We start from the raw sequence: 24,380 nt of genomic DNA, 5'->3' as shown, positions 1-24,380 counted from the left end.
ATACGTTACCGGGTCGGAAGTTTGATCAGGGTGAATGAATAAGGCGTTAAGCGCTCTGTCAGTTTACTTCCTTTATAGGCGATAGGTTCCTGTCTTGGCTGTATGTTCAACGGTTGATCAATGCTGTTGCTGGCATTCAGATCCTTTCCAGCCAATATTATTTTCTGTCCTACCTTTGCAAATTTCTTCTTCGTAGGAATATCCAAACTTACCTGTACAGGTTTGCTGTTGTAATTGACGATCTTGACAATCAGCTGGCCCGCCTGCTGATCATATACAGCCGAAGCATAGAGGCTATCCTTTCCGGCTACTGCCTCGCCATCCCGTTTGATTGGGATAATATCCGATCCCTTATTCGTGGAATATAATTTCTGGACCTGATAGCTTGGCGTTCCATAGACCTGCAGATTGTCTACCCAGATTAAATCCGGCGACCATTGCCAACCATCCACGTGGCCAAATAATGGGGCATAAGATGCCATTTCTACCAGGTCAGCATTTCGCTCCAAGCCAGTCATGAATGCCGCTTCGGAGAGCGCAGCCTCCCAGGTACTTTTTCCGGGGCCATTTGGTCGGGTGGTATGTGAAGCATATTCTCCGGCAAAAATCTTTGGTCCCTTGCGGTCATAATGATCGTAGCGGCTGGCACTCGATAAAAACCAAGCTGGTGGGCGATAATAATGCTCATCAATGATATTGATAGACATCGCCCGTAGCTTATCGTCCAGAAAATCAAAGCGGTCCCCCTCAGGATCCGTTCCCGAGCTTGCAATTATTGCTATTTCGGGATGTTTCTCATTCAGTGCCTTTTTAAACACAGCAAGGCGTTCAATATATTGCGGTCCCCAATTTTCATTACCCACACCGATCATCTTCAGCTGGAAGGGTTCGGGATGTCCCATGTCTGCCCTTAATTTTCCCCATTTTGTAGCTGTTGAGCCATTGGCAAATTCAATCAGATCTATTGCATCCTGTACATATTCATCCAGCTGATCCAATGGCACGAGTTCTCCCGTATTGAACTGACAGGCCATACCACAGTTGAGAATCGGAACTGGGGCAGCACCAATATCTTCGGCCAGCAAGAAGTACTCATAAAAGCCCAGGCCAAAGGTCTGAAAATAATCAGGCGTGAGCCGGTGCTTAAATTCGGTATTCCAGCGATTGATGATCAATTCACGTTCGCTGATCGGCCCAACCGTTTTTTTCCACTGGAACCGGTTGGCCAGATCCCTTCCCTCCACGATGCAGCCTCCCGGAAAACGAATAAATCCAGGTTTCATATCTGCCAGCATCTGAACCATGTCCTTACGCAATCCTTTTGATCTACCTTTCCAGGTATCCATCGGAAATAAGGATAGCATATCCACATCAAGTGTCCCGGTACCAGTAAACCAGACATTCAGTTTTGCTTTGGCAGAGGTAGCCTTTACCCGAAATTTGGCAGCCCCCTCCTTCCATACTCTTGTCGAATCCAATGCAAGTTCGGTCGCTCCGATCAGGTTATCCTGTTCATCCAGTACCTCCACATGTATTTGCATATTGGCACTGGAATTCCGATACTGCAAGCTAAATTCATACGTACCGTCAGCCTTTACCCCCATTCCACGAAAACCCGCATTCTGTAGCCCTAATCTCAGATCCGACCCATTGTTTAATCTCAGGTAGCGCTTATTTCCTTTTCGCTGATTATCGTTCAATAGTAAGTATGTCCCCTCATTCCCATCGACAAGTTTCTTCCACCCCATCCAAGGCTGATCAAACTCAAATGATCTATTTTTCACCAATTCAGCATAGATTCCACCGTCAGCCCCGAGGTTAATATCCTCAAAAAAAACACCCCACATATGTGGCGATACTTTTCCTTTTGGTTTGTCCAACTGTATCGTTAGTTCAATTGGCGACTGTGCGATTGCCGCAGCACTTAGCCCGGTGAGCAACAGCATCATTGACACAACTTTCTTCATCTGTATAATTTGATTTTTATCCCTAACATTTTATATTAACTACAATTTATATTAACTACAATACAATCACCTAAACCCCATATTGGCCCCAGTCTGCGAGTTCTTGTACTTGACATTCATCAAGGTCAGCGCAATTTCTATTTTTAGCTTTAATTTTATCATATCAGGTTGTATTGATTTAGGTTTCTCATTATTCTTGCTCAACTGCTGTTCCGCTTTTATCCGAATTGCTTTATCAATCCATCCGCAACAAAACAGCTAGATTGGTCTGCCCAGTTGTGGCAAGGACCATTTCGTTGCCAGTACGATGTACCGAACAAGCTACCTCTAGCTGAGTTTGGTTATTAATGTCAAATTAACACTTATATTTTAAATAAAAAAAATATTTTTACTAGCTGATGTTAAGAAAGGGCTAAATATCGCACCCCATTTTCAATCGCTAAGATAAAATAGGTAGATTTGTTTACCGTAAACATATTGACATGATTAATAGAATAACAACCTATTGGAACAGCAGAAGTACATCATGGCGCAAAGAAAGAGATGAGGCCTGGTCCCGTCCGGAGACAGAGCGCTGGCTTGAATTTTTTAAGACAGTCCGCAGTCAGGTAGCGGGCAACAAGGTTTTGGAAGTCGGTACTGCCACAGGTTATTTTGCCAATATTATGACATTGGCCGGCTTTGAAGTCACTGCTGTCGACCTGTCGCCCCAGATGATCGAGTACGCTAAACTCGTTAGCCAAGATCTGGAACTAAAGGTAGACTACCAGGTGATGGATGCGCAGGCCTTACAACTTGAAGACAACAGCTTTGACCTGGTATTCACCCGCCTGATGACCTGGACGATCCCCGATCTGGAAAAGTGCTACCAGGAAATGAAACGGGTTTTAAAAGCTGGTGGAAAACTGATCAATCTGGATGCTGATTTCGGAAAAACAGTCTTTAGCACCGATAGGCATGATGAATGCCCCTCTGGCGCTATAGCGGAAGTCAACGCGATCAAAGCGGCTCTGGAGATCAGTAATCATGAACGTCCCGCAAAGGATCTGGAGCTATTACAGGCCGTTGGGTTCGATTCAGTCCAGGTCGATCAGAATGCCCAAAACCGTATCCTGGGACTTCCCCCTGAAACAGCTGGCCTTTTTATGTTGGAAGGTACAAAAACGCGGTAAGGCCGTTACAACAAATACAAAATCGTTTATTTATATTTTCTTTGTGGGCCTGTCATGGGCCCATTTTTTAAAACATTGTGGTTTATATAGGCATAATGTTACCTTTGTAGGGTACAAGATATTCATGAGTAAGGATCAAGACATACTGGAAATACAATTATGGGAAGCCCTAAGAAGTGGAGAACAGGCTGCTTTACAGAAATTGTACATGTCTTATTACAAGAACCTGCTCCAGTATGGACTACGGTACACCGATGATCGTGATACCCTGAAAGACAGCATCAACAACACCTTTCTCTATTTTTGGGAAAAGCGCGAAAGTATAGGCACCGCCAACCATGTCGGTAACTATATTTTTAAAAGCTACCAAAGGCAATTGGTCAAAGACCTCAATAGCAGCAACAAATTTGAAACATTACAGGAAGGCAATGACCATATGGAAGCCGTGGATGTCGAGGAGTTTCAGTTCATCATCCAGCAGGAAGAAAACACCCGGGTCAGCATCCTCAAAAATGCCATCCTACAATTGCCCAAAAGGCAGCGAGAGCTCGTTCTTCTTCGTTATTATGAAGGACTGAGTTATGATGAAATTTCGTTGAAGACCAGCCTGACCAAGCGTGCTGTCTACAACCAGATCCATAGCGCCATCAATTCATTGAAGAAGGATACCAATCTCAAAAACCTCAAACAGATTCTTCCTTTACTGATCTTCTTTTAAGCTTGAAAAAATAAAATACAGAAATACAGTGTTTTATCTTTTTTATAAAAAAATAACTGGTAAAAATCCCATCGGGCAGCCTCTATCTATTTAAACGACTAATTTTTAGACCATGAATGCATACCAGTCTATTCAGGATTTTATATTGGATGAATCTTTCTTCCGCTATGCGGTAAGGCAAGATCCGTCAGAAATCGTGAAATGGGAAGGTTATTTACAACAACATCCTGAACAGGCGGCCTTGATACAGCTTGCCAAGCAGGAACTGCTGGATATGCAGAATGCGCTTTACCTGGTGGATGCCGAGCAAAACTATGCCCGGCTGATCCCACAGCTGGACACTCCGGTCAGGACAATAGTACCTAAGAAAAAATGGACGCTGTATGCTGCAGCTGCTGTCCTGCTGTGTCTGATGGCCACCTTATGGGTTTTTCAATATCATTTCAATCAGTCCCAGACGATGGCTTACCAGACTCAACCTGCTGAAAAGAAAACGATCCATCTTCCGGATGGGACCCTCGTTAAATTAAATGCTGCCAGTAAGCTGGAGGTCTCCGATGGATTTGGCAAAACGAACCGTGCCGTAAAACTGGTCGGCGAAGCTTATATGGAAGTTGCCAAAAACAAAGCATTGCCATTTACCGTGGCAACGCAGGCACTTCAGGTACGTGTACTGGGTACCACCATCAATGTCAGGGCCTATGCCAATGAAGAGCTTACTGCCGCCTCCCTGATCGAGGGCAGTGCCGAAGTTATCCTGAAGAGCAAAGCAAAATCCCCCATTCGTCTCAAGCCCAAGGACAAAGTCGTTGCGGCAGTCAAAGAGAGCACAAGCCCTAGCAAGAGCAGTGCCCCGCCCCATTCGCAGGAAGAGGGTTACAAAATGGAAACCGTTACTCAGTACGATGCCGAACAGCGGCTGGCCGAAACCTCCTGGACACAGCAGAAACTGGTCTTTGTCAACGAACCCTTATCTTCCATCGCCAAAACGCTGGAACGCTGGTATAATATCAAGATTGAATTTCAGGATGCCGACATCAGTGCACGAAAATATACCGCCGCATTTGACGATCGCGAAGAACTGCAATATGTACTCGAGAGCTTGAGAAGCAGTATCCCCTTCAGCTACCGAAAGATCGGTCCACGTACCATCAGTATTTACCTAACTAATCAATAAAATTAATCCTATGAGCGATACCGTTACATAACCCAATAGACATAAAAAAGGAGCATGCCAGGCATACTCCTAAAATCGTTAATTAACACAACAGGCTGCGACGGCGAATCTAGGCTCTGTTGTCAATTGTTTACATTAACCATGCAAACTTATGAAAAATAACGCAATTCGCGTTGAGGGAAGATATTATCCTAAACTTTTTAATGCTATCATTCTCGTGAAACTGACCACCATCCTAACCCTGCTGTTCCACCTGACTGCAATAGGTAATTCCTTGGCACAAAATGAACGGGCGACATTAAACCTAAAATCGGTTAATTTAGGCAAAATATTAAAAGAAATCGAGAGTCAAACCAAGTACCGTTTTGTGTACGGCGACGATCTTGTCGCGGGGCTCGGCGAATCATTTGGCGTACATGCACAAAATGAACCCGTCAAAGACATTCTCGATGAACTATTGCTCGATACCGATCTCAGTTTTCGTATGCATCGGGAGTACCTCATAGTCCTGACAAAAGAAGAAAAGGAAGCACAGACGGCCCAAGGTATCCTTCAGGGTATCGTGAGGGACAATCAGGGCCGCCCATTGCCGGGTGTCACCGTGAATGTCTCGGGCGAGAGCAACAACACGGTCCTGACCGACCAACATGGGATTTTTAAGATCAGGGCATCCCTTGGGCAGACACTTCGGATCTCTTATGTGGGCTATATTTCACAAACGATCAAGCTCCATGCTGCGCGCCTCCGTGAAGGGATCCAAATCACCCTGGAGACCGGTGTCAACACATTGGAAGAAACTGTCGTGGTTGGATATGGCAGTGTCAAGCGGAAGGACCTCACCGGATCAGTTGTTTCTGTTGATGTAAAGGAGATCCGTGATGTACCCTTCACCAGTATCGATCAGGCGCTGACAGGTAAGGCCGCCGGTGTTCAGGTGGTGCAGGCCGATGGCTCCCCAGGAGGTGTAGCCAAAATCCGTATCCGTGGCGGTACCTCCCTCATGGGAGGCAACGATCCACTTTATATCATCGATGGAGTGCAGATGACCGTGCAGAACCGCTATGTCAGCAACTCCGCCGAAGTGGTCAACCCCGTCGACCGCTTTGGGTCGGACGATCCAAACAGTGCCGTATCGGGATCTTTTGCCCGCGGGCTCAATAGTCTGGCCGGACTGAATATCAGCGACATCGAAACGATCGACGTCCTCAAAGATGCTTCGGCCACAGCAATTTACGGTTCACGTGCGGCCAATGGTGTTGTCATCATCACCACCAAACGTGGTAAGCGCGATCAGAAACCAACACTTGAAGCCAATTATTACCATGGTATCAGCAAGCAGCGCCAAATCAAGCTGCTCAATCGGGATCAGTATATCGCCATCATGCAAGAGGCCAACCGCAACCTCTTTGATGCCCGCAAAGCGGCCGGCGAAACGCTTACCCCCGAAGAATTGGTCGATTTTGACAACCGCATCAACAATCCCGATTATTACGGCACCGCCAATACAGACTGGCTGGACCTGGTCACCCGAACCGGAAAGTCTGACAATGCAGACCTTTCAGTAAGGGGTGGCAGCAGGGCCTCACAGTACTTCATCTCATTGGGCTATACTGGTAATCAGGGCGTCGTTGCGGGGACCGACTTCCAACGTTTGTCCGGCCGGATCAACCTAGACAATGAGATCACCAGCAAGCTCCGCACACAGGCAACCTTTGGTTACGGCTATACCATCAATAATATTACCAATGGTCTCTATGCACAAGCTCTATTTGCACCACCGACTTTTGCCGCTTATAATCCTGATGGATCCATTGCCAAATATACTGGAGATAGCCTAGATGGATCTGATTACCAAGGCTATCAAAATCCACTCGTACTCCTCGATGGCCTCAATCGGGCAGCAAGCCATTCCCTACTGGGCTCCGTGGCGGCAGACTACAAAATATTGCCGGAACTGATTTTTCGAAGTACTGCTTCGATCAATTACAACAGCACCAATCAACGCAATTATGTGACCGGGGATGCCCTGATTGCGGCGGCGAACGGTGTGGGTACCTCCAGTTTGGGTACCGGATCACAATCGCAGAATCAACTGACCGATCTATTTTTTGAAAATACCCTGACCTGGGATAAGGTATTCAATGCCGCGCACCGGTTCAATATTGTGGGGGGTACCTCTTGGCAGAAGACCCGTTCCCAGCTCTTCGGTGTCACCGCTCAGGGGTATCCGGACGACAAATACCTCAACAACCTCTCCTCTGCCAGTCTTGTGACCGCCGCGGTGGGTACCAGTGGGCAGAATTCTTTACTCAGCTTCTACACACGGGCACGCTATGCCTGGAAAGACCGTTACATTTTCACCTTTACGGGGCGTTCGGACGCATCCTCCAAATTTCCCAAAGTCAACCGCACTGGTTTTTTCCCTTCAGGAGGGGTGGCCTGGCGTCTGTCTGACGAGCCTTTTATGAAGAGTTTGAAGTGGGTAGATGACCTTAAATTGCGGGCAAGTGCCGGCTATACCGGCACCCAGAATATCGGCGATAACATGTTCTATACCCTATACAGTCCCTATGCATATGGCGGTAAGAGTGCCATGGTCCCTACCCAGCTCGGCAATGAGGATATCCGCTGGGAGTCGACCCTGCAGAAAGATGCCGGCCTGGATATCAGTTTATTTAATTCCAGGTTTGGGGCCAGTATAGAAGTTTACGAGAAAGCAACTTCAGGTATTTTATTCACCAAAGCCGTAGCGGGAAGTTCCTCCTACAGCAGTGTTATTGCCAATCTGGCCAATATCCGCAACCGGGGGCTGGAAATTGCCCTGCGCGGTACCTTTATTGACAATAAGAACCTGTCCTGGAATGGGGCTTTCAATATCTCATTCAATCGTTCGCTGGTGACCAATGTAGGCCGCGATTTTACCAATCCCAATGACATCACGAGCTATAACCTGGGCAATGCAATCGTCCGTGAAGGGGAACCGCTTGGGCTGATCTACGGCAAGGAATTTACTGGCCTGCTGCAGACACAGGAAGATGTCGATGCCTACAAAGCAAAGAATCCATATTGGGTGTATTTTGACCCTTATCTGGGCATCGGTGACCCCAGCTACAAAATTCCGGAAGGTGAGGTTTTTCCGAGCAATGACATCATTGGACATGCGGCGCCCAAGTTTTACGGTGGGTATACCAATAGTATTTCTTACAAAGGATTGAGCCTGACCACTCTGTTCACCTTCAGCTATGGCAACGATATCCTCTATCAGGGAGATATCCAGAACAATAATGTCATCAACCGCTCCAATAAAACGACCGAAATATTGGGTCGGTGGACACCTGAAAACCCGACATCTACCCGACCAAGGTTGATCTATGGCAGTAATGGAACGGCCTATACCAATAGTGCTGCCGTTTACGACGGCTCATTCCTGCGACTCAAATCACTGACCCTGACCTATGCCCTGCCAGAGCATTGGAAAAAAAGGATCGGTCTGCCGCAGGCCTCCATCTTTGGTTCGGCCACCAATATCCTGACCTGGACCAGCTACCCTGGCGTAGATCCCGAGGTCAGCAACGATCCCTATAGCCTGATCAATGGTGCCAGCGATCCGGGGACCTTTCCCGCCGTTAGGCAATTTACGCTAGGACTACGTTTTTCACTTTAAAAGAAAGAGAATATGAAAAGAAAACTCATCTATATATTTCTTGGATTAGCCTGTGCCGCGAGCAGTGTGAGCATCATATCCTGCGAGAGCCAGCTCGGGGCCCTACCCGAAAATGCTAAGGTAGATGGCAACACCGTATTGGATGCCGCCACGGCACGGATCGCCCTGAATGGTGTATATTTTCGGTTTGCCAATGTATCTACCAGCAAAAATATCACCGAATGGACAAAGAACGAACGCTTGCCCGCTCAATTGGCCGGGTATATGATGTATGGCTACGGTACCGGAGCCGGAGCTCCCGAAGATAACCAGATGGTCAGCTCCGCGGATACTTATTGGCTCTATAGCTATGGTATCATCAATGCTGCCAACTCCTTGATCGGTGGCATGGACAGGTTGCCTCAGGGACGTATTCCCGCTGCTGAGCGTGAGCCTATTGAAGGCGAAGCCCGCTTTTTAAGGGCTTATGGGCATTTTAAGCTGCTCACCTTCTATGCGCAGTGGTTTGATCATGCCAGCCCCCATGGTGTTTTATTGCGGGACCAGGCCGTCACCATCAGCAATACCCCCAAGGCACGCTCGTCAGTAACCGAAAGTTATACTTCCATCCTGCAGGATCTGGATTACGCTATTGCGCATTGCCCAGCACAACATGAAAAACATTATGCCACCAACTGGGCAGCACGGGCACTGAAGGCCCGCGTGTTGTTGTGCCGTGGCCAGGCAGGTGATTATAGCGAAGTCATCAAACTCGCAGATGCCATCATCAATGAAGGCCCCTACAAGCTGGAACCCCGCGCCGAAGATATCTTTCGCAACAAAGGTGCCAGCAGCAGCGAAGTGATACTGAGCATCGCACCGCAGCCCAACCAGCCGGCCTATGCCTACAGCCGCAGCCGGCAGTTCTACCCGGGTGCCTCATCCTTGTACTGTGCGACCAGCGCGTTACGCGACCTATTGGCTGACGACCCCAGGCAGGACTGGATGATCGGCAGTTTCCGGAAGAATTATGCCAATTATTTCTTCACCAAGTATATTGCCGAAGAAACGGTACCCACCGTTGTTTCGGAGACCTTCTATGCCATACGCCTTACCGAAATCTACTTGATGAAGGCTGAAGCCCTGCTGCGCAGCAATGGCGCTACGGCACAGGCAAAGGCAATCCTGAAGGAAATTGGCACGCGCAATGGCGTATCCGACTTTTCCAGACTCGATGCCCTGAGCAGCCGGGAAGATCTACTCCGCTACAACTATGAAGAGACCGCCAAGAGCCTTGTCTCAGAGGATGGGCAAGAATGGCTATGCCTGCTCCGCTTACCGCTAGCCACCATCAGCTCCATCCGGCCCAAACTGATCAACAAAGAGCAATACATCCTGCCCGTGCCCACCAGTGAATTTGTCGATAACCCCAAATTTGGCGCACAGAATCCAGGCTATAATATTGACTTATAATAATTACCCTTAAAATAGACAGCATCATGAACTATAAAAATTATATATTCAGCACTTTACTCCTCACAACAGCATTAGGAGCCACAGCACAAAAAGCAAAGGTTTCTGGCGAGATCAAAGGACTCGGCGAGGCACAAGTCGCCATCAGCTACTTAAAAGATGGCAATCACCAGAGCGATACCATCAACATCCATCAGGACAAATTTGAATGGGCTGCGGAGATGCCCGAGCCCCAAAAGGTATACCTGATGTTCCCCACACGTTATGCCGAACTCTTTCTGGAGGCCGGTGACATCAAAATCACGGGGCATGCCGATTCACTGCACCTGTTAAAAGTCGGGGGCAGTAAAATTCAGACTGAAGCCGAGCGTTACCGTGCGACCTTAAAAGACCTGGAACAGCAATCCACACCACTCTATCAAAAATGGGGCAAGGGTACGGAGGCGGAGCAATTAAAGCTCGAGCAGGAGCTGGAGCATATCAGCGCCGAACGCCGCGCCCGCGCCAGGGCCTATATTACAGCCCACCCCCAGAGTGTCTTTAGCCTGAATCTTGTATCTGACCGCTCTGCCATGGGCAGCTACGAAGAGGTGAAGCCCCTGTATGACATCCTCGACAAGAATGTGCTGGCAACCGGAACAGGCAAGCAGCTTACAGCCCGCCTGGAGGTGCTCAAGCGGAGTGCCCTGGGGACTCCGTTATTGGATTTCACCCAAAATGACGCCGAAGGCAAGCCCGTCAGTTTTGCCAGCTTCAAGGGTAAATATGTACTGGTCGACTTTTGGGCCAGCTGGTGTGGTCCCTGCCGTGCCGAAAACCCCAACGTCCTGAAAGCCTATAACCAATACAAAGACAACAACTTCACCGTTATCGGGATCTCGCTGGATGACAATGCCGAAAAATGGAAAAAAGCCATCAAAGACGACGGCATGCCCTGGACACAGTTATCCTCCCTTCAAGGTTTCAAAAATGAAGTATCCACCTATTATGGCATCCAGGGGATACCCAGCAGCCTGCTGGTGGGCCCTGATGGCAAAATCATTGCCCGCAACCTCCGTGGTGCCTCCCTGCAACAGAAGCTGAATGAACTATTTAATGGTCAATAACAAGATGAAATATAGCCTACTATCTGTCGTGGCCCTGCTCCTTATGCAAGGTTGCGCCAATCATAAAACAGATCAATACACCCTGCATGGGACAGTCAAGGGCGTCCCTGAGGGAACAATCAAGTTACAGCGTTTCGATGACTCCACCCGGCAATCCATCACCGTGGATAGCGCCCTGATTCAGCAGGGAGCCTTCACACTGAGCGGACGGATCGAGAGGCCCGAGATGATGTCGATCAAGATCGAACCCGGCAACTGGTCGACGCCGCTGTTTATCGAAGCCGGTGAACTGCAGTTTCAGGCTGATACAAGTGGGTCCACCCATTACGACTACAGCGCATATGGGGGCGACAAAGGAGCTACGCTCCAGCAGTATAGCCTGAGCGGATCAGAAAACCAGGATGCCTACCAGGCCTTTGAAAACCATCCCAAAAGCCTTGTCGCAAAAGCAACCTACCAGGAGCTGAACAAAAAATACCAGGCAGAGAGCGAGCCCGAAGACCAAGAAGCCATACGTGCCGAAATGGACACTTTTGGTGAAAAGCACAAAATCTGGGAATTGCACTGGATCGATAGCCTGATCCAGCAGCGCCCCTCACTGGTCGCTGGGGCCTATCTCTTGCATCGCTATCAGCTCTTCAACGAGTCGATGCCCGTGGCAGAGCTGGACCGGCGAATACACCTCTTCCAGTCCCCGGCCAAAGAATCCAGTTATAGCAAAGATCTCCAACATAAGGTAGCAGTGAAAAAGGCCCTGTTACCGGGTAAACAAACCCCGGACTTCAAAGCCTTAAAACCTGACAGCAGCGATTTTCAGCTGTCCTCCCTACGCGGCAAGTACGTCTTATTGGATTTCTGGGCCAGCTGGTGCGTACCCTGCCGAAAAGCCATCCCACACTGGAAGGAAGTCTATCAGACTTACCATGACAAAGGTTTAGAAATCGTGGGCGTCACCAACGATAGCCGCTGGGCAGACTGGCACCGCGCCTTAGAGCAGGAAAAAATGCCCTGGATTCAGGTGGCAGACGATTTTCCGGTCAAAAATAACCCCGCACGGATCGCGACATTGTACGATATTCCGAGCCTACCCACTTATGTCCTGCTGGACAAGGCGGGGAAAATTATCACCCATACCACATCAAAAGATATCGTGGATGTTAAACTAAAAGAAGTATTTCAGGCGCTTTAGCCAACCTATTTATATAGACCAAGAAGCATGAAAAAGAATTTATTATCCATCCTATTTTTAGCCATCGCCGGACAGGCTGTTGCGCAAAAAACCAATACCGTAGTGACGGGCAAGTTGGACAACCTGTCCCAAGAAGAATGGATCTATCTCTCCGGTTTCGGAAACGGGCAAAAGGACTCTGTCCGGCAGACAGAAAAGGGGTTCCGTTTTGACTTAGATATCCCCGAAGGTGAAGGCGATTTTTACATCCTTCAGGTGGGCAAGATGAGCCCTTCAGGCGAAATGAATGGCGACTTTATCTTTCTGGAAAAAGGTAAGCTGCACATCAGTGGCAAAAGCCCACAGCTGCGGGAGGCCAAATACAGTGGTGGCAAGCTGGCTGATTATCACAATAGCTTCCAGCAGCGCCAAAAAGTTGAAGGACTGGAAGACCTGCACCAACAATTCGCTGCGGCCCGGAAAAACAAAGACCAAGATCAGATGGCCACAATCCGCAAAGCCATAGATCTCAAAAATGCTGAACAGGCAACACTTGACAAAGCCTTTGTGCTGAAACACAAAAAGAGCCCGGCCATTGTATATCCACTGTTCTTCACCCTGCGCAATGGCAACAATCTGGCCGAGCTCGACAGTCTCCTGCAGCAGCTTGCGCCACAGGCCAAAAACAATGTGCCCGTTAAGACCATCGAATACAGCATCAAGACCGATAAGCTCACGGGTGTGGGCCGCCAGGCATTGCCCTTCTCCCAGGCAGATACCTTGGGCAAAACGGTGTCTTTGGCGGATTTTCAGGGGAAATATGTCCTGATCGATTTTTGGGCCAGCTGGTGTGTGCCCTGCCGCATGGAAAACCCCAATGTGGTGAGTGCCTACCAACAGTATAAAAATAAGAACTTCACTGTACTGGGCATTTCTTTTGATTATCCGGGGCAACAGCAGCGCTGGCTGGATGCCATTCATAGCGACAACCTCAGCTGGACACAGCTTTCGGACCTAAAAGGATGGAAAAATGAAGTCGGGGTATTGTACGATATCAAATCCATTCCATCCAACCTGCTGATCGATCCAAAGGGTGTCATCATCGCCAAAAACCTGCGCGGGGACGCGCTGGACAACAAACTAAAGGAACTTCTGGGTGAACCGGTCATGGACAAAAGTACGTTTGTCATTAAAGGCGAGGTCGAAAATCCCGACAAAGCCGCCTGGTTCCATATCCGTTATACGGATGCCGCAGGTCAAAACCGGATTGACAGTGCACAGATTTTCAATGGTGTGTTCAGCTACCTGGGCAAGGTACAGTCTGCTACCCAGGCCAGCGCGTATTTTAGCGATGGTAAAAGCGGTGCCCCACAGTCCTTTGAGAGGTACCTGCAGTTTTATGTAGAACCCGGGGTATTGCAGGTCAAAGGCAGTACAGGCATGCCACAGGATATCCAGCTCTCAGGGACAAAGACACAAAATGAATACAACAGCTACAGGGGCCTGATCAAAACCGAACTGGCTGCAATAAGGCCGCTGAGCAAGCAGTACAACAATAAGAATAACGAATACATCCGATTAAAAAAGCAGGGCGCAACCGAGGCGGAGCTCCAAGCCAAACTTGACGAGCTCGAAAACCTCAAGGAGGCGATGTCCCCTTATCAGAAAATCATGCGCGAGAAGCAGTTTGCCTACATCAAACAGCACCCCAACTCGCTGGTCTCCGCTTCCCAGGTGCGCTTTTTTGTGAGCAGTGCTGATCTGGCGGAGCTTCAGGGTATCTATGCGCAGATGGATACCGAGGTACAAAACTCGGCCGATGGAAAAGAACTCGCTGCGGAAATCGCCAAGTTAAAATCAGGCTCCGCCGGTGCCACAGCGACAGATTTTTCGGGAATGGATATCCAAGGGAAACCCCTTAAGCTCTCCGATTACCGTGGCAAATATGTGCTGCTGGATTTTTGGGCCAGCTGGTGCGTCCCCTGCCGCAAAGGGAACCCACACCTGTTGCAGCTCTATGGCAAATACAAAAAGAAAGGCTTTGAGATCATTGGCGTCTCGGACGACGACAGCAATGAAAAAGCCTGGAGAAAAGCCGTAGACCAAGATAAAATCGGGGTGTGGAAGCACGTCCTTCGCGGTCTAAAAAGAACAGCTCAAGGTGACTTTGACAAGTCGGAAGATAAGTCCGAAGCCTATGGCATCCATAGCCTGCCCACCAAAATCCTGATCGATCCGCAAGGTATCATCGTGGGCCGTTATGGTGGTGGCGGTGGTAGCGATGAGGATCTGGACGCTAAGCTAAAGACGATCTTTAAGTTGTAGCAGAAGAACGGTTAGAAAAAGGAGGCCGTATCGACCATTGTTGTCGATACGGCTTTTTTAGGCTTAAAATCCTGACGTTTTAAATGCTGAATTTATCAGATTCAATACCTGACTCAGTTTCTATGATGAACTCACCCTTTGGCCAAAGCAGAATCCAATCATTATTTTCGAAAACACTACACTGAGCGACGGTCTTTATTTTGCCCCGATTCGGCCAGGAAGAAATCCTTGAGGTGGTGCCTGCCATATGGATCGGCGACTGTATCTTCAGCCATCATCGTTAAAAAAAACTCAATAGGACCATAGGTTTTTGAAGAAGTAAATGTACGGGCGCCCCATAGGACAGCCTTTCTAATCCAGTCAGGCAAGTGAATAATGCGTATGGGACGATTTGAAGCGGCTAATGCCAAAGAAGCTATTTCATTCTGTGTCAAGATATCAGGTCCGCCAACCGATGCTTCCGCTACCCCTGCCAGGATCTGATCGACACAGTAGCGGGCAAGGTCCTCCCCATGGATGGGATTAAGCTTAAAATCACCTTTGCCAAAGAGAAACACCCTCCCCTGCTGCGCCATGTGCAGGAAATCATGCATATCAGAAAAGAAACCATTGGGCCTGATGATGCTGTACTTTAGCCCTGAAGCCTTGAGTTGATCGACAAAGCGCTCCTTAGCTTCAAATATCTTCAGCTCCCGGTGCTGATCACCATGGATCGCCGAAACATACTGGAAGCCCAGCACCTTGGCTGCGATCGCGGCTTGTAACAGCTTAAAATTAGCGCCATAATCCACGTCCATGTAGGAAAAACCCTCACGTTGTCTGGTAATCCCCACCGTAGAGATTACCCAATCCATTCCAGCCACCGCAGCACCCAGATCAGGTGCTTGTACAGCATCGGCTAAATACCAGTCATCAATACAGTCAAATAATTCTTTTTGTTCTTCTTTTCGGATTAAGGTCCGTACCCAGGCCCCCCTTCGTTTCAGCTCCTTAACCAAATACCGGCCAAGATAACCGGTAGCTCCAGCCACCAAAAATCTTTTATTTTCACAATCTAACATACCGACAAAATTAGCGGTGAATCAAGCAGATCTCCTTGACGTTCGTCAAGAAATCGGCTTCAGGTATGTGCGCCTTTTTATTCGGCTCAGTGTTTCGGGACTCACCCCTAGAAAGGAAGCGATATAACGCTGGGGAACCCGCTGCAGCAACATTTTATTGTTTTTCAACAGTTCCATATAACGTTCTTCTGCCGATTTGGTCACAAAAGAACTCACTAAATCCTGCATCATCATTAGTTCATTTTCCGCGGCTAACCGGGCAATGATTTCGAGCTGAGGAATCTTGCTGATGAGATATTCTACCCTGGTCCTATTCAATACAACCAACTTAGTTGTTTCTATGGCCTGAAAATTTTCCAATGCCGGAACCTGTTGTGTATAGCTTTTCCCGGCACATATAAAGGCACCTTCCGGATAAAAAAAGGCCGTTTTATCGGTACCATTGGTCCAGTAAAACATACGTACAAATCCTTCGAGCACAAAGTAAATATCATGGGACACTTTTCCGGATTCAAATATCATGCTATGCGCTTCATAGTCCCTGATTTCCACCTGCTGCTGTAAAAGTGCAACATCCGCATCAGACAATACGACATCACGTTTAATGTAATCAATCAGCTGTTTCATCTTTTATATGGCATACGGTACAGGCTACTCATTAACTCATATTCTTATTGGCATTGCTGCTGATGAACATTTCATTTTTCTCTTCAGATATGATTTCCAAAAAGCGCTCATAATGTTTCAGCACGTCACTGATCAATTCATTTTTGGTGAAATACTGTACATCGTACCCTTCACGAGCGTCCCCAAAGTATGATTTTGGAAAAAAGGTCTTTTTATCATCCACATCCGGCAGGTTTTCCTCTTCCATCAGATAGTCAGACACCACTTTTACCTGATTTTTTACACCATATATAAAATTGTTCACCACATCATGCCTGATTTCGATCTCCATGCGGGTCGGTGCTTCCAGGAGCTGTACCTTGGCTTCAATACCGTTGTCTTTAAATTCATGGCAAAGATCTTCGAAGGCCAGCTTCACGGTGTTATGAATAAAGCTATCGACAGACTCCCTGCTTTTAAACGAAACGATCTGCCTGAGGCGGTCCTTCCAAAATTCGCCCGACCATGGAATGGTGGTGACCGAAAAATCACGGTCGTAATAACGCTGGTCAATAATCAGCGCTTTCACCAGGCTGACACAAAACAGGACCATAATAATGGAAAATGGTAGTGCTGTGATGAGCGTCATGGTCTGGAGCGCTTCCAGCCCACCCGTATTGAGCAGCATCAAGGCCAATACCGCCAGCAGGGCACCCCAGAATACCATCTGCCATTTTGGAGATTTCGCCGCATTCTTGGTGGCAATGCTGTTCATGACGAAGATCCCTGAATCGGCAGAGGTGACAAAAAATATGACAATGATAAGAATAACCAGATAACTGACAAGTTTAGCTAAGGGCAAGTAATCCAGAAACCTGAACATCAATGCGTCCGGATTTTCAGCCAATGCACTTAAGGCACCTTTGGCGATGTTAATATCAAACCAGATCGCACTATTGCCAAATACCGACATCCAGATAAAATTGAATAAGGTCGGGATAATAAGCACGGCAGCCACAAACTCACGGATGGTGCGCCCTTTGGAGATTTTGGCGATAAAGAGCCCGACATAAGGCGACCATGAAATCCACCAGGCCCAGTAAAGGATGGTCCAGCTGTAAAACCAGGGCAAGGTCGCTTCGTCATAGACATGTGTATCGAATGTCAGCCCGAAGAAATTATTGATATAATTTCCGATCCCTTCAGTAAAACTGCCGATCAGGTAGACCGTAGGTCCTAGAAAAAGGACAAACAACAGCAGGATAACCACGGTGATGATGTTGATGTTGCTAAGCAGCTTCACACCCTTGTCCACACCCGTTGTCGCCGAGAGGATTGACAAGAAGGTCAGCACGGCCACAATCGCAATCTGATAGGTAAAGCTGCTTTCAGGCACCAGTCCTAAGGTCTGTAGCCCGGCATTGACCTGCACCACGCCAAAACCCAATGTCGTTGTAATGCCGAAGAAGGTACTGCAGAGCGCAAATACATCAATCGCATTCCCCCATTTTCCATTGATCTTATTTTTTAACAAAGGGTAAAAGCAGCTCCTGAGTGAAAGTGGAAGCCGGTAGCGGTAAGCGAAGTAGGACAGCGCCAGTCCGACCACCCCATAAATTGCCCAGGCATGTATCCCCCAGTGAAAGAAAGTATAAAGCTGTGCATTCTTTGCCCGGTTGACATAATGATTGGCGCCAAACACGTCCGTTGAGTAATGCTGCATCGGTTCGGCAACACTAAAGTACATCAATCCAATTCCCATTCCAGCAGCAAAGAGCATAGAAATCCAGGAGAAAAAAGAATACTGGGGCTTGCTATCGTTGCTCCCCAGCTTGATATTGCCAAACTTGCTGAACATCAGGTATACCAGGAAAATCACAAATAAGGTAACTCCCCACACATAAACCCAGTTGAGGTTGACAAAAATAAATGCTTTCACCTGGTCCAAAATGGTCACAGTCAAAGTCGGAAAAAATACCGAAAGCAGGCATATCCCGATGATAAACAGCAGGCTCGGAGCGACTATTCCTTTATTAAAAGTTGATTTTGAAAATATCACTATAATTTAATTTTTATATGTATAAAGAAGCCTAGATCCCATCATGGCCTAGGCTTCCTGATTGACTATTGCGCATTTGTGCGAATATGGATGTCACGTTGCGGAAATGGGATCTCAATACCCGCCGCATCCAATGCGGCCTTACAGTCGATCAACAATTGTTCCTGCATATCCCAAAATTTATCGTTTGAGGTCGTGACACGAACGGACAGGTTGATGGCACTATCGCCGAGCTCAGTAACGACCACCTGTGGTGCAGGTTGCTTAAATGCCGCCTCATTATTGGCGATCACCTGCAGTAATATTTCTTTGGCCTGTTTGAGGTCTGCATTATAGGCTACGCCAATATCAAACCAGGTACGGCGTGTCCCAAGCTTGCTGTAGTTGGTAATGCTGCTATTGGATAAAACCCCATTGGGGACAACGACCTCCTGATTTTGAGGGGTCGTCAATTTGGTATTGAAAATATCGATTTCATTGACCGTTCCGGAGACGTCAGCACTAGAGGTAATATAATCGCCCACCCGAAAAGGTTTCAGTAACAGAATCAGTATGCCACCAGCAAAATTGGACAATGAGCCTTGCAAGGCCAGGCCAATGGCCAACCCCGCCGCACCGATGATCGCCACAAAAGCCGACGTCTGTACGCCAAGCTGCGTAACGACCACAATAAATAGCAGTATGTTTAAAACCCAGCTGATCAGATTGCTCAAGAAACGTTGCAGGGAGACATCCATCTGGCGTTTTTTAAAAGCCTTGTCAATCATCCCTTTGATGATCCGGATAATCCACGAACCGATCAAATAAATAAGTAAAGCAGAGATTACGGCAGTAATAATACGAGGAGCCCAAGCAATGGCAGAGGAAAGAAATTTATCCCAATGCTGTTGGACTTCGTTGATTTCTAGATTGTTCATAATACTATTTTTATTGAAAATGTAAGATAAGGTGAAGAATATAATAAAAATTATATATTCCCCAAAAATATAAGACCGTTATTTACATTTTTAACAATGAAGCATCCAGATTGTTCACAAAAAAATGAACGGTTAGCTAGAGGTTATAAATTGAACAATGCGAATTCAATCATCGCTTATAGCATATTCCTATCATTGATCATCTTTGACGGTATATAAGACCGGTCCGGTAATTCACCGAATGACCACTATTTCCAAAATCTTTCCAGAATCACTCCGCATCTTTGAAGCACATTAAATAGACGATTATGAAAAAAATTTTTAATCTGTGCCTGGTTGCACTTTCCCTTATGGTGTTCTCCAATTGTTCAAAAGATGATGACTATAAGGCTAACACTGCAGCAGAAGCGAATTTCGCCAAGATGTACCCTCAGGCTTCGGGGGTAAAATGGTCCACTCAGGACAATCATAGCCTGGTAGAGTTCCGTGTGGAAAACAAGGATACGAAAGCCTGGTTTGATGGCGCTGGAACTTGGCAGCTCACGGAGACTGAAATTCCCGTTAGCCTGATCCCGACAGCCATCAAAACTGTTTTTGGCCAGAGCGATTATGCCGATTGGCGTATTGAAGATGTGGATTATATACAACGATTGAGTAACGAACCTTTCTATGTGCTGGAAGTCGAACAGGGTGAGACCGAGTTTGACCTTTATTTCCTGGAGGATGGCACCTTGATTAAGGCATTTGCCGATGACGATCATGAAAACAATTACCTACCCAACCAATTGCCAGCTCCTGTTGCTGAATACCTGGCAAAAAAACATCCAGGTTACAAATTGATCGATGTAGATATGGAGCATGGCCGCATCGAGGTCGAGTTTATCGAAGGTTCAATCAAAAAAGATAGTCAATTCAGCAGCGATGGCACCTGGATCAGAACCAGCAGTGACCTTGCCGTCAACCTGGTCCCACAGGATATCATGGACTATTTGAGTGCTAGCCAATATACATCCTATCGCATTGAAGAGGTTGAATTGGTGGAGGTACCCAACACACATTATTACGCATTTGAACTGGAATCCGGACATCATGAAGTAGACCTGCGCATCCACCCGGATGGACGGTTGGAAGTCATGCCGAACGATTAATTATTATTTTTTACTTATCCAGAAATGCCTCAAATGGGGCACTTCTTTTTATGAACCACTGGTATAACTTTGGGCCATCATACATGAAAATAAGCACTCAATATACACCTGATCAAAAATTGATACTCCCACTGAAGCCAAACTGCTTTCCATTATAAGTTGGCAATACAGCATAATTCTTCTTAGCATCCTGTACATGATGATCCATCAAAGGCAGCAGCCAATAAGCGATTTTTGTACTTAGAATACCGATCCCCGCTCCCATGGCCACATCAGATAGCCAATGTTTGTTATTGTACATCCGAAAGCATCCCGTTCCTGTGGCTACTGCATATCCAGCTATGCCATACCAGATCGACTGATGCCTATACTCCTGCCAGAGCAACTCTGCCCCGACAAATGCGGTCGCTGTATGGCCTGATGGAAAAGAATTCATCGCAGAACTATCTGGCCTCCAAACAGGAACCGTATTTTTCATGGTCATTACAGTTGCTGCCATAATCGCATGGGAGACCGCTGCTGTAAACAAACGCTGTTTCAATGTATGTTTTGCTTCAATGCCAACCGCATCCAGTAAAAAGAAACTTGTCGTCCCCGCATATTGGCTAAAATCGTCAATCGTAAACTTTCCATCGATATCTTCCATGACCTCCGCCCTGATCTCCAAATTCCGTTGTTTTAGAAAGTGGCTTTCCTGAGCAATAATCCCATACGACAGCAACGCAACAGGAGCAGCCAGCTGTATATAAGGAACTTTTTTAAGAAACTTGGCAGAATCCACGGTAGTGGCAGTATCGAGAACATGCTCTTGAGCCTTTAACATATTGAGCAACAGCAAACAGCATAGAGCGAGCACATAGCGTAGAGACATATATTACGTGTTATATTTATTTTTTCGCCCAAATATAAATCAATTTATAACCTTCTCACGCAGCTCCTATTAAATTTAACATTAGGTTTTGCAATTAACTGGCATTCAAATCAAATGATCATAAACATGTCCGTATCCTTTTTACCAATGAATACCCCTGACAAGGCAACAAGGTTTTGTCCGAAAATGGACAAACAGAACGTTCGGAATCGAACAGCACCAAACCTTAAAATCAAAACAACATGCTATATATCAAACGTTTAAATTATTGGCAAATGAATTGTTTTTTATCGTATCAAACGATCTGATATAAACTCATCTAGCCTTAGCTAGTTAAAAATTGGTAACCATGTTCAAAAATTTCTTTAAGACAGCCATCCGGGCAATTCAAAGGGATAAACTCATTTCCGTGATCAATGTATTTAGCTTAGCGATAGGGATCAGTGCATCATTGATTATTTTTCTATTTGTTCAATATGACCTTAGTTTTGACAAACATGTCCAGCATCAAGAAAGGGTATACCGTGTAGTCAGTAACGGGACCTATAAACTTGCCGGTGTCCTGGTACCCTTAGCCAATGCCCTGGAGACTGAGGTATCAAACCTTGACAAAATTGTACCTATCTATAAAAGCTACGAAGAGAAGATAAAAATAGCAACAGGCCCTTCAGCTGACTTCAGCACCTTCACCAAGGACAATAAGCTCATCTTTACCAATAGCCAATACTTTGACATCTATCCCCATAAATGGCTTTCCGGCAATGCCAGTTCATTGAGTCAGGCCAATCATATCGTATTGACGGACAAAAACGCAGGACGCTTTTTCCCTGACCTGAATGCCGCAGAGGTATTGGGAAAAGTGATCAGCTTTGGGGATTCGATTCAACTGGTCGTTTCGGGGGTAGTGCGGGAGATGAAGGAAAATTCTGACTTTAAATATCAGGGATTTATTTCAACGGCTACCATTCCACTTTATCCAACCTTAAAAAAAATATTCAGCTGGGAATCCTGGACCAATTACAATGATTCGTACAACCTACTGTTGAAGCTTCCAAAAGGGGTCAATCCTAGTTCTATTGAAAAAACCATGTTAGACCTCACCAATAAATACAAAAAGGTGAATGACGGCTTTAAGGAAAAATTTGAGCTTCAGCCCCTATCGGATGTACATTTCAATCCAGCGTATAATTATAATTCAACCAACCCCGACACGTTGAGGAATTTAATTATCCTGGCGATTTTTCTGCTGTTATTGGGTGTGATCAACTTTATTAACCTTTCCACAGCCAAGTCAACGGAACGGGCAAAAGAAGTGGGCGTGCGGAAAACCCTGGGAAGTTCAAAGGCGAAACTGACGGTACAATTTCTGACCGAAACTTTTTTGATAGCCCTCAGTGCAACCTTATTATCCGTTCTGATCACGCCGATCCTCTTCAAAGCATTTGATGGCTTTGTACCCGCTAGCCTAAAAGTTTCCAATTTATTAAATTTAAGCACCATCCTTTTTATTCTTGCACAGCTCATTGTCGTGACCTTATTGGCGGGGATCTATCCCTCCTGGATCATGACCGGATACAGTCCTGTGATGGCACTGAAAAATCAGGCCAGCAAAAATTCCAATCTATTGCGCAGCAGCTGGGTGAGAAAATTGATGACTGTCTTCCAGTTTGTATTGGCTCAGGTATTTTTAATCTGTGTCATTCTCGTTGTCAAACAGATTTCCTACATGACCCATAAGGACATGGGCTTTGAGAAAGATGCCATTTTAACATTCACCATACCCGGATTCTATCAAAATTCGGATAAAGGGAAAGTCTTAAAAAATAAGATTGCCGATTTCCCTGAGGTGCAGGCGGTCAGTTTTGGCAACCAGGCCCCGGCATTTTCGGGCATGATGACCACTTCCATTGTGGTCGACAAATCCAATGATAAAGACGGGATGAACATTGACACCAGAAATGGAGATGAACATTACCTGTCGGTCTATCATATCCCATTAGTGGCCGGCAGGAACATCCAGCCGAGGGATTCCCTTACCGAGGTCCTTGTCAATGAAAAAGCCCTTGAATTGTTAAAAATAAAATCACCCGAAGAAGCCATTGGCTCGACGCTTAACAAAGGGGCCATGACCATCGTTGGCGTCATGAAAAACTTTGATATCGGCGCAGCGCGGGGCACCTACCTGAAACCTTTGATCTATGCTTCCAATCCAGATGGTTTTATGTTACACGTCCGGCTGGACAAGCAACATCCAGAATCCTGGAAGAATACCATTGACAAAATATCAAAAAGCTACAAGGAAATCTTTCCGAATGATGATTTCGAATTCAAATTTTTGGACGAATCCATCGCAAATTTCTATCATCAGGAAAAGAGACTTTCCAAATTATTGACATGGGCAGTCAGCCTCTCGGTTATAATTGCCGTATTGGGCTTATTCGGACTTGGACTGTTCACGGCAAATCAAAAGACAAAAGAAATTGGCATCCGCAAGGTGCTGGGCGCATCCATCGTTCAGATCATAGGCCTGCTGATGAAAAACCTATTGAGCCTTGTCGGTATCGCCTGTCTCATTGCATTTCCGGTCGCCTGGTTTTTTGGCAATAAGTGGCTTGAAGAATTTGCCTACCGAACTGAATTCAGCTGGTGGTTATTTCCATTGTCGGCAATCGGACTATTGTCCATTGCGACATTGGTGTTGTTTTCAAAATCCTACTTAGCCGCTAGGGCCAATCCAGTGGATAGCCTGCGAGATGAATAAGCAGACAGATTTGAAAAGGTGGTAACGTAAATTGTTTCAACGGGTAATTCTTAGTTCATATGGACCAAGAATTACCCGTTGTTTATGCTATCCTCTCCTACCTCATCTTGAAAGCAACCTACTTTTCCAAATGTAAATCGTCAGCAAAAAGTGGACACGTTAATTTAAAATCATAAGGAGTGTTTTCATCAAAAAGCATTAGATTTAA

Annotated in this window: 16 protein-coding genes; 10 read left to right on the top strand and 6 right to left on the bottom strand. The window is 46.5% G+C overall.

Going from position 1 to position 24,380, the window contains the following annotated elements; all coding sequences use genetic code 11:
• Positions 1 to 5: 5 nt before the first annotated feature.
• Positions 6 to 1,967, bottom strand: a complete 1,962-nt coding sequence (locus HX021_RS00080) for an alpha-L-arabinofuranosidase family protein (RefSeq protein ID WP_286587320.1) — start codon at positions 1,965 to 1,967, stop codon at positions 6 to 8.
• A 482-nt stretch (positions 1,968 to 2,449) separates the two neighbouring features.
• Between HX021_RS00080 and HX021_RS00075 the strand changes: the two genes are divergently transcribed.
• The 8 genes from HX021_RS00075 to HX021_RS00040 all read left to right on the top strand — a co-directional run bounded on the left by HX021_RS00075 (position 2,450) and on the right by HX021_RS00040 (position 14,749).
• Positions 2,450 to 3,139 (top strand): class I SAM-dependent methyltransferase, encoded by a 690-nt coding sequence (locus HX021_RS00075; RefSeq protein WP_286587319.1) that lies wholly within the window; start codon positions 2,450 to 2,452, stop codon positions 3,137 to 3,139.
• A gap of 124 nt (positions 3,140 to 3,263) precedes the next feature.
• Complete coding sequence (locus HX021_RS00070; protein WP_286587318.1) at positions 3,264 to 3,857, top strand: RNA polymerase sigma factor; 594 nt, start codon at positions 3,264 to 3,266, stop codon at positions 3,855 to 3,857.
• A 112-nt stretch (positions 3,858 to 3,969) separates the two neighbouring features.
• A complete protein-coding gene (locus HX021_RS00065; protein WP_286587317.1) occupies positions 3,970 to 5,034 on the top strand; it encodes a FecR family protein in 1,065 nt (354 codons plus the stop codon).
• A gap of 151 nt (positions 5,035 to 5,185) precedes the next feature.
• On the top strand, positions 5,186 to 8,698 hold the full coding sequence (locus HX021_RS00060; RefSeq protein WP_286587315.1) for a SusC/RagA family TonB-linked outer membrane protein: 3,513 nt from the start codon (positions 5,186 to 5,188) through the stop codon (positions 8,696 to 8,698).
• 12 nt (positions 8,699 to 8,710) lie between these two features.
• Positions 8,711 to 10,150, top strand: a complete 1,440-nt coding sequence (locus HX021_RS00055) for a RagB/SusD family nutrient uptake outer membrane protein (RefSeq protein WP_286587313.1) — start codon at positions 8,711 to 8,713, stop codon at positions 10,148 to 10,150.
• A 26-nt stretch (positions 10,151 to 10,176) separates the two neighbouring features.
• Positions 10,177 to 11,256: a TlpA disulfide reductase family protein gene (locus HX021_RS00050; RefSeq protein WP_286587312.1), complete on the top strand. Its 1,080-nt coding sequence runs from the start codon at positions 10,177 to 10,179 to the stop codon at positions 11,254 to 11,256.
• A complete protein-coding gene (locus HX021_RS00045; RefSeq protein WP_286587310.1) occupies positions 11,234 to 12,445 on the top strand; it encodes a TlpA disulfide reductase family protein in 1,212 nt (403 codons plus the stop codon). Before HX021_RS00050 ends, HX021_RS00045 begins: the two co-directional genes overlap by 23 nt.
• A gap of 27 nt (positions 12,446 to 12,472) precedes the next feature.
• The gene (locus HX021_RS00040) at positions 12,473 to 14,749 is read left to right on the top strand and encodes a redoxin domain-containing protein (protein WP_286587308.1); all 2,277 of its coding nucleotides are present in this window, start codon (positions 12,473 to 12,475) and stop codon (positions 14,747 to 14,749) included.
• A 176-nt stretch (positions 14,750 to 14,925) separates the two neighbouring features.
• Here the strand turns inward: HX021_RS00040 and HX021_RS00035 are convergent, their stop codons facing one another.
• The 4 genes from HX021_RS00035 to HX021_RS00020 all read right to left on the bottom strand — a co-directional run bounded on the left by HX021_RS00035 (position 14,926) and on the right by HX021_RS00020 (position 19,392).
• Positions 14,926 to 15,810, bottom strand: a complete 885-nt coding sequence (locus HX021_RS00035; protein ID WP_286587306.1) for an SDR family oxidoreductase — start codon at positions 15,808 to 15,810, stop codon at positions 14,926 to 14,928.
• A gap of 45 nt (positions 15,811 to 15,855) precedes the next feature.
• Entirely contained in the window at positions 15,856 to 16,437 is a 582-nt protein-coding gene (locus HX021_RS00030) for a Crp/Fnr family transcriptional regulator (protein WP_286587305.1), read from the bottom strand.
• A 31-nt stretch (positions 16,438 to 16,468) separates the two neighbouring features.
• On the bottom strand, positions 16,469 to 18,475 hold the full coding sequence (locus HX021_RS00025; protein ID WP_286587303.1) for a BCCT family transporter: 2,007 nt from the start codon (positions 18,473 to 18,475) through the stop codon (positions 16,469 to 16,471).
• 65 nt (positions 18,476 to 18,540) lie between these two features.
• Entirely contained in the window at positions 18,541 to 19,392 is an 852-nt protein-coding gene (locus HX021_RS00020; RefSeq protein ID WP_286587301.1) for a mechanosensitive ion channel family protein, read from the bottom strand.
• Between the two features lie 308 nt (positions 19,393 to 19,700).
• On the opposite strand from HX021_RS00020, the gene HX021_RS00015 reads away from it, so the two are divergent.
• Entirely contained in the window at positions 19,701 to 20,540 is an 840-nt protein-coding gene (locus HX021_RS00015) for a PepSY-like domain-containing protein (RefSeq protein WP_286587299.1), read from the top strand.
• A gap of 112 nt (positions 20,541 to 20,652) precedes the next feature.
• Here the strand turns inward: HX021_RS00015 and HX021_RS00010 are convergent, their stop codons facing one another.
• On the bottom strand, positions 20,653 to 21,411 hold the full coding sequence (locus HX021_RS00010; RefSeq protein ID WP_286587297.1) for a phosphatase PAP2 family protein: 759 nt from the start codon (positions 21,409 to 21,411) through the stop codon (positions 20,653 to 20,655).
• Positions 21,412 to 21,760: 349 nt separating this feature from the next.
• Between HX021_RS00010 and HX021_RS00005 the strand changes: the two genes are divergently transcribed.
• On the top strand, positions 21,761 to 24,172 hold the full coding sequence (locus tag HX021_RS00005; protein ID WP_286587295.1) for an ABC transporter permease: 2,412 nt from the start codon (positions 21,761 to 21,763) through the stop codon (positions 24,170 to 24,172).
• Positions 24,173 to 24,380: the final 208 nt, after the last annotated feature.

Origin of the sequence: Sphingobacterium sp. N143, from assembly GCF_030325625.1 — a bacterium.
Taxonomy (GTDB): domain Bacteria; phylum Bacteroidota; class Bacteroidia; order Sphingobacteriales; family Sphingobacteriaceae; genus Sphingobacterium.
Note: the sequence above shows the minus strand (reverse complement) of the source record. Positions and strands in the feature narration are given on the sequence as shown.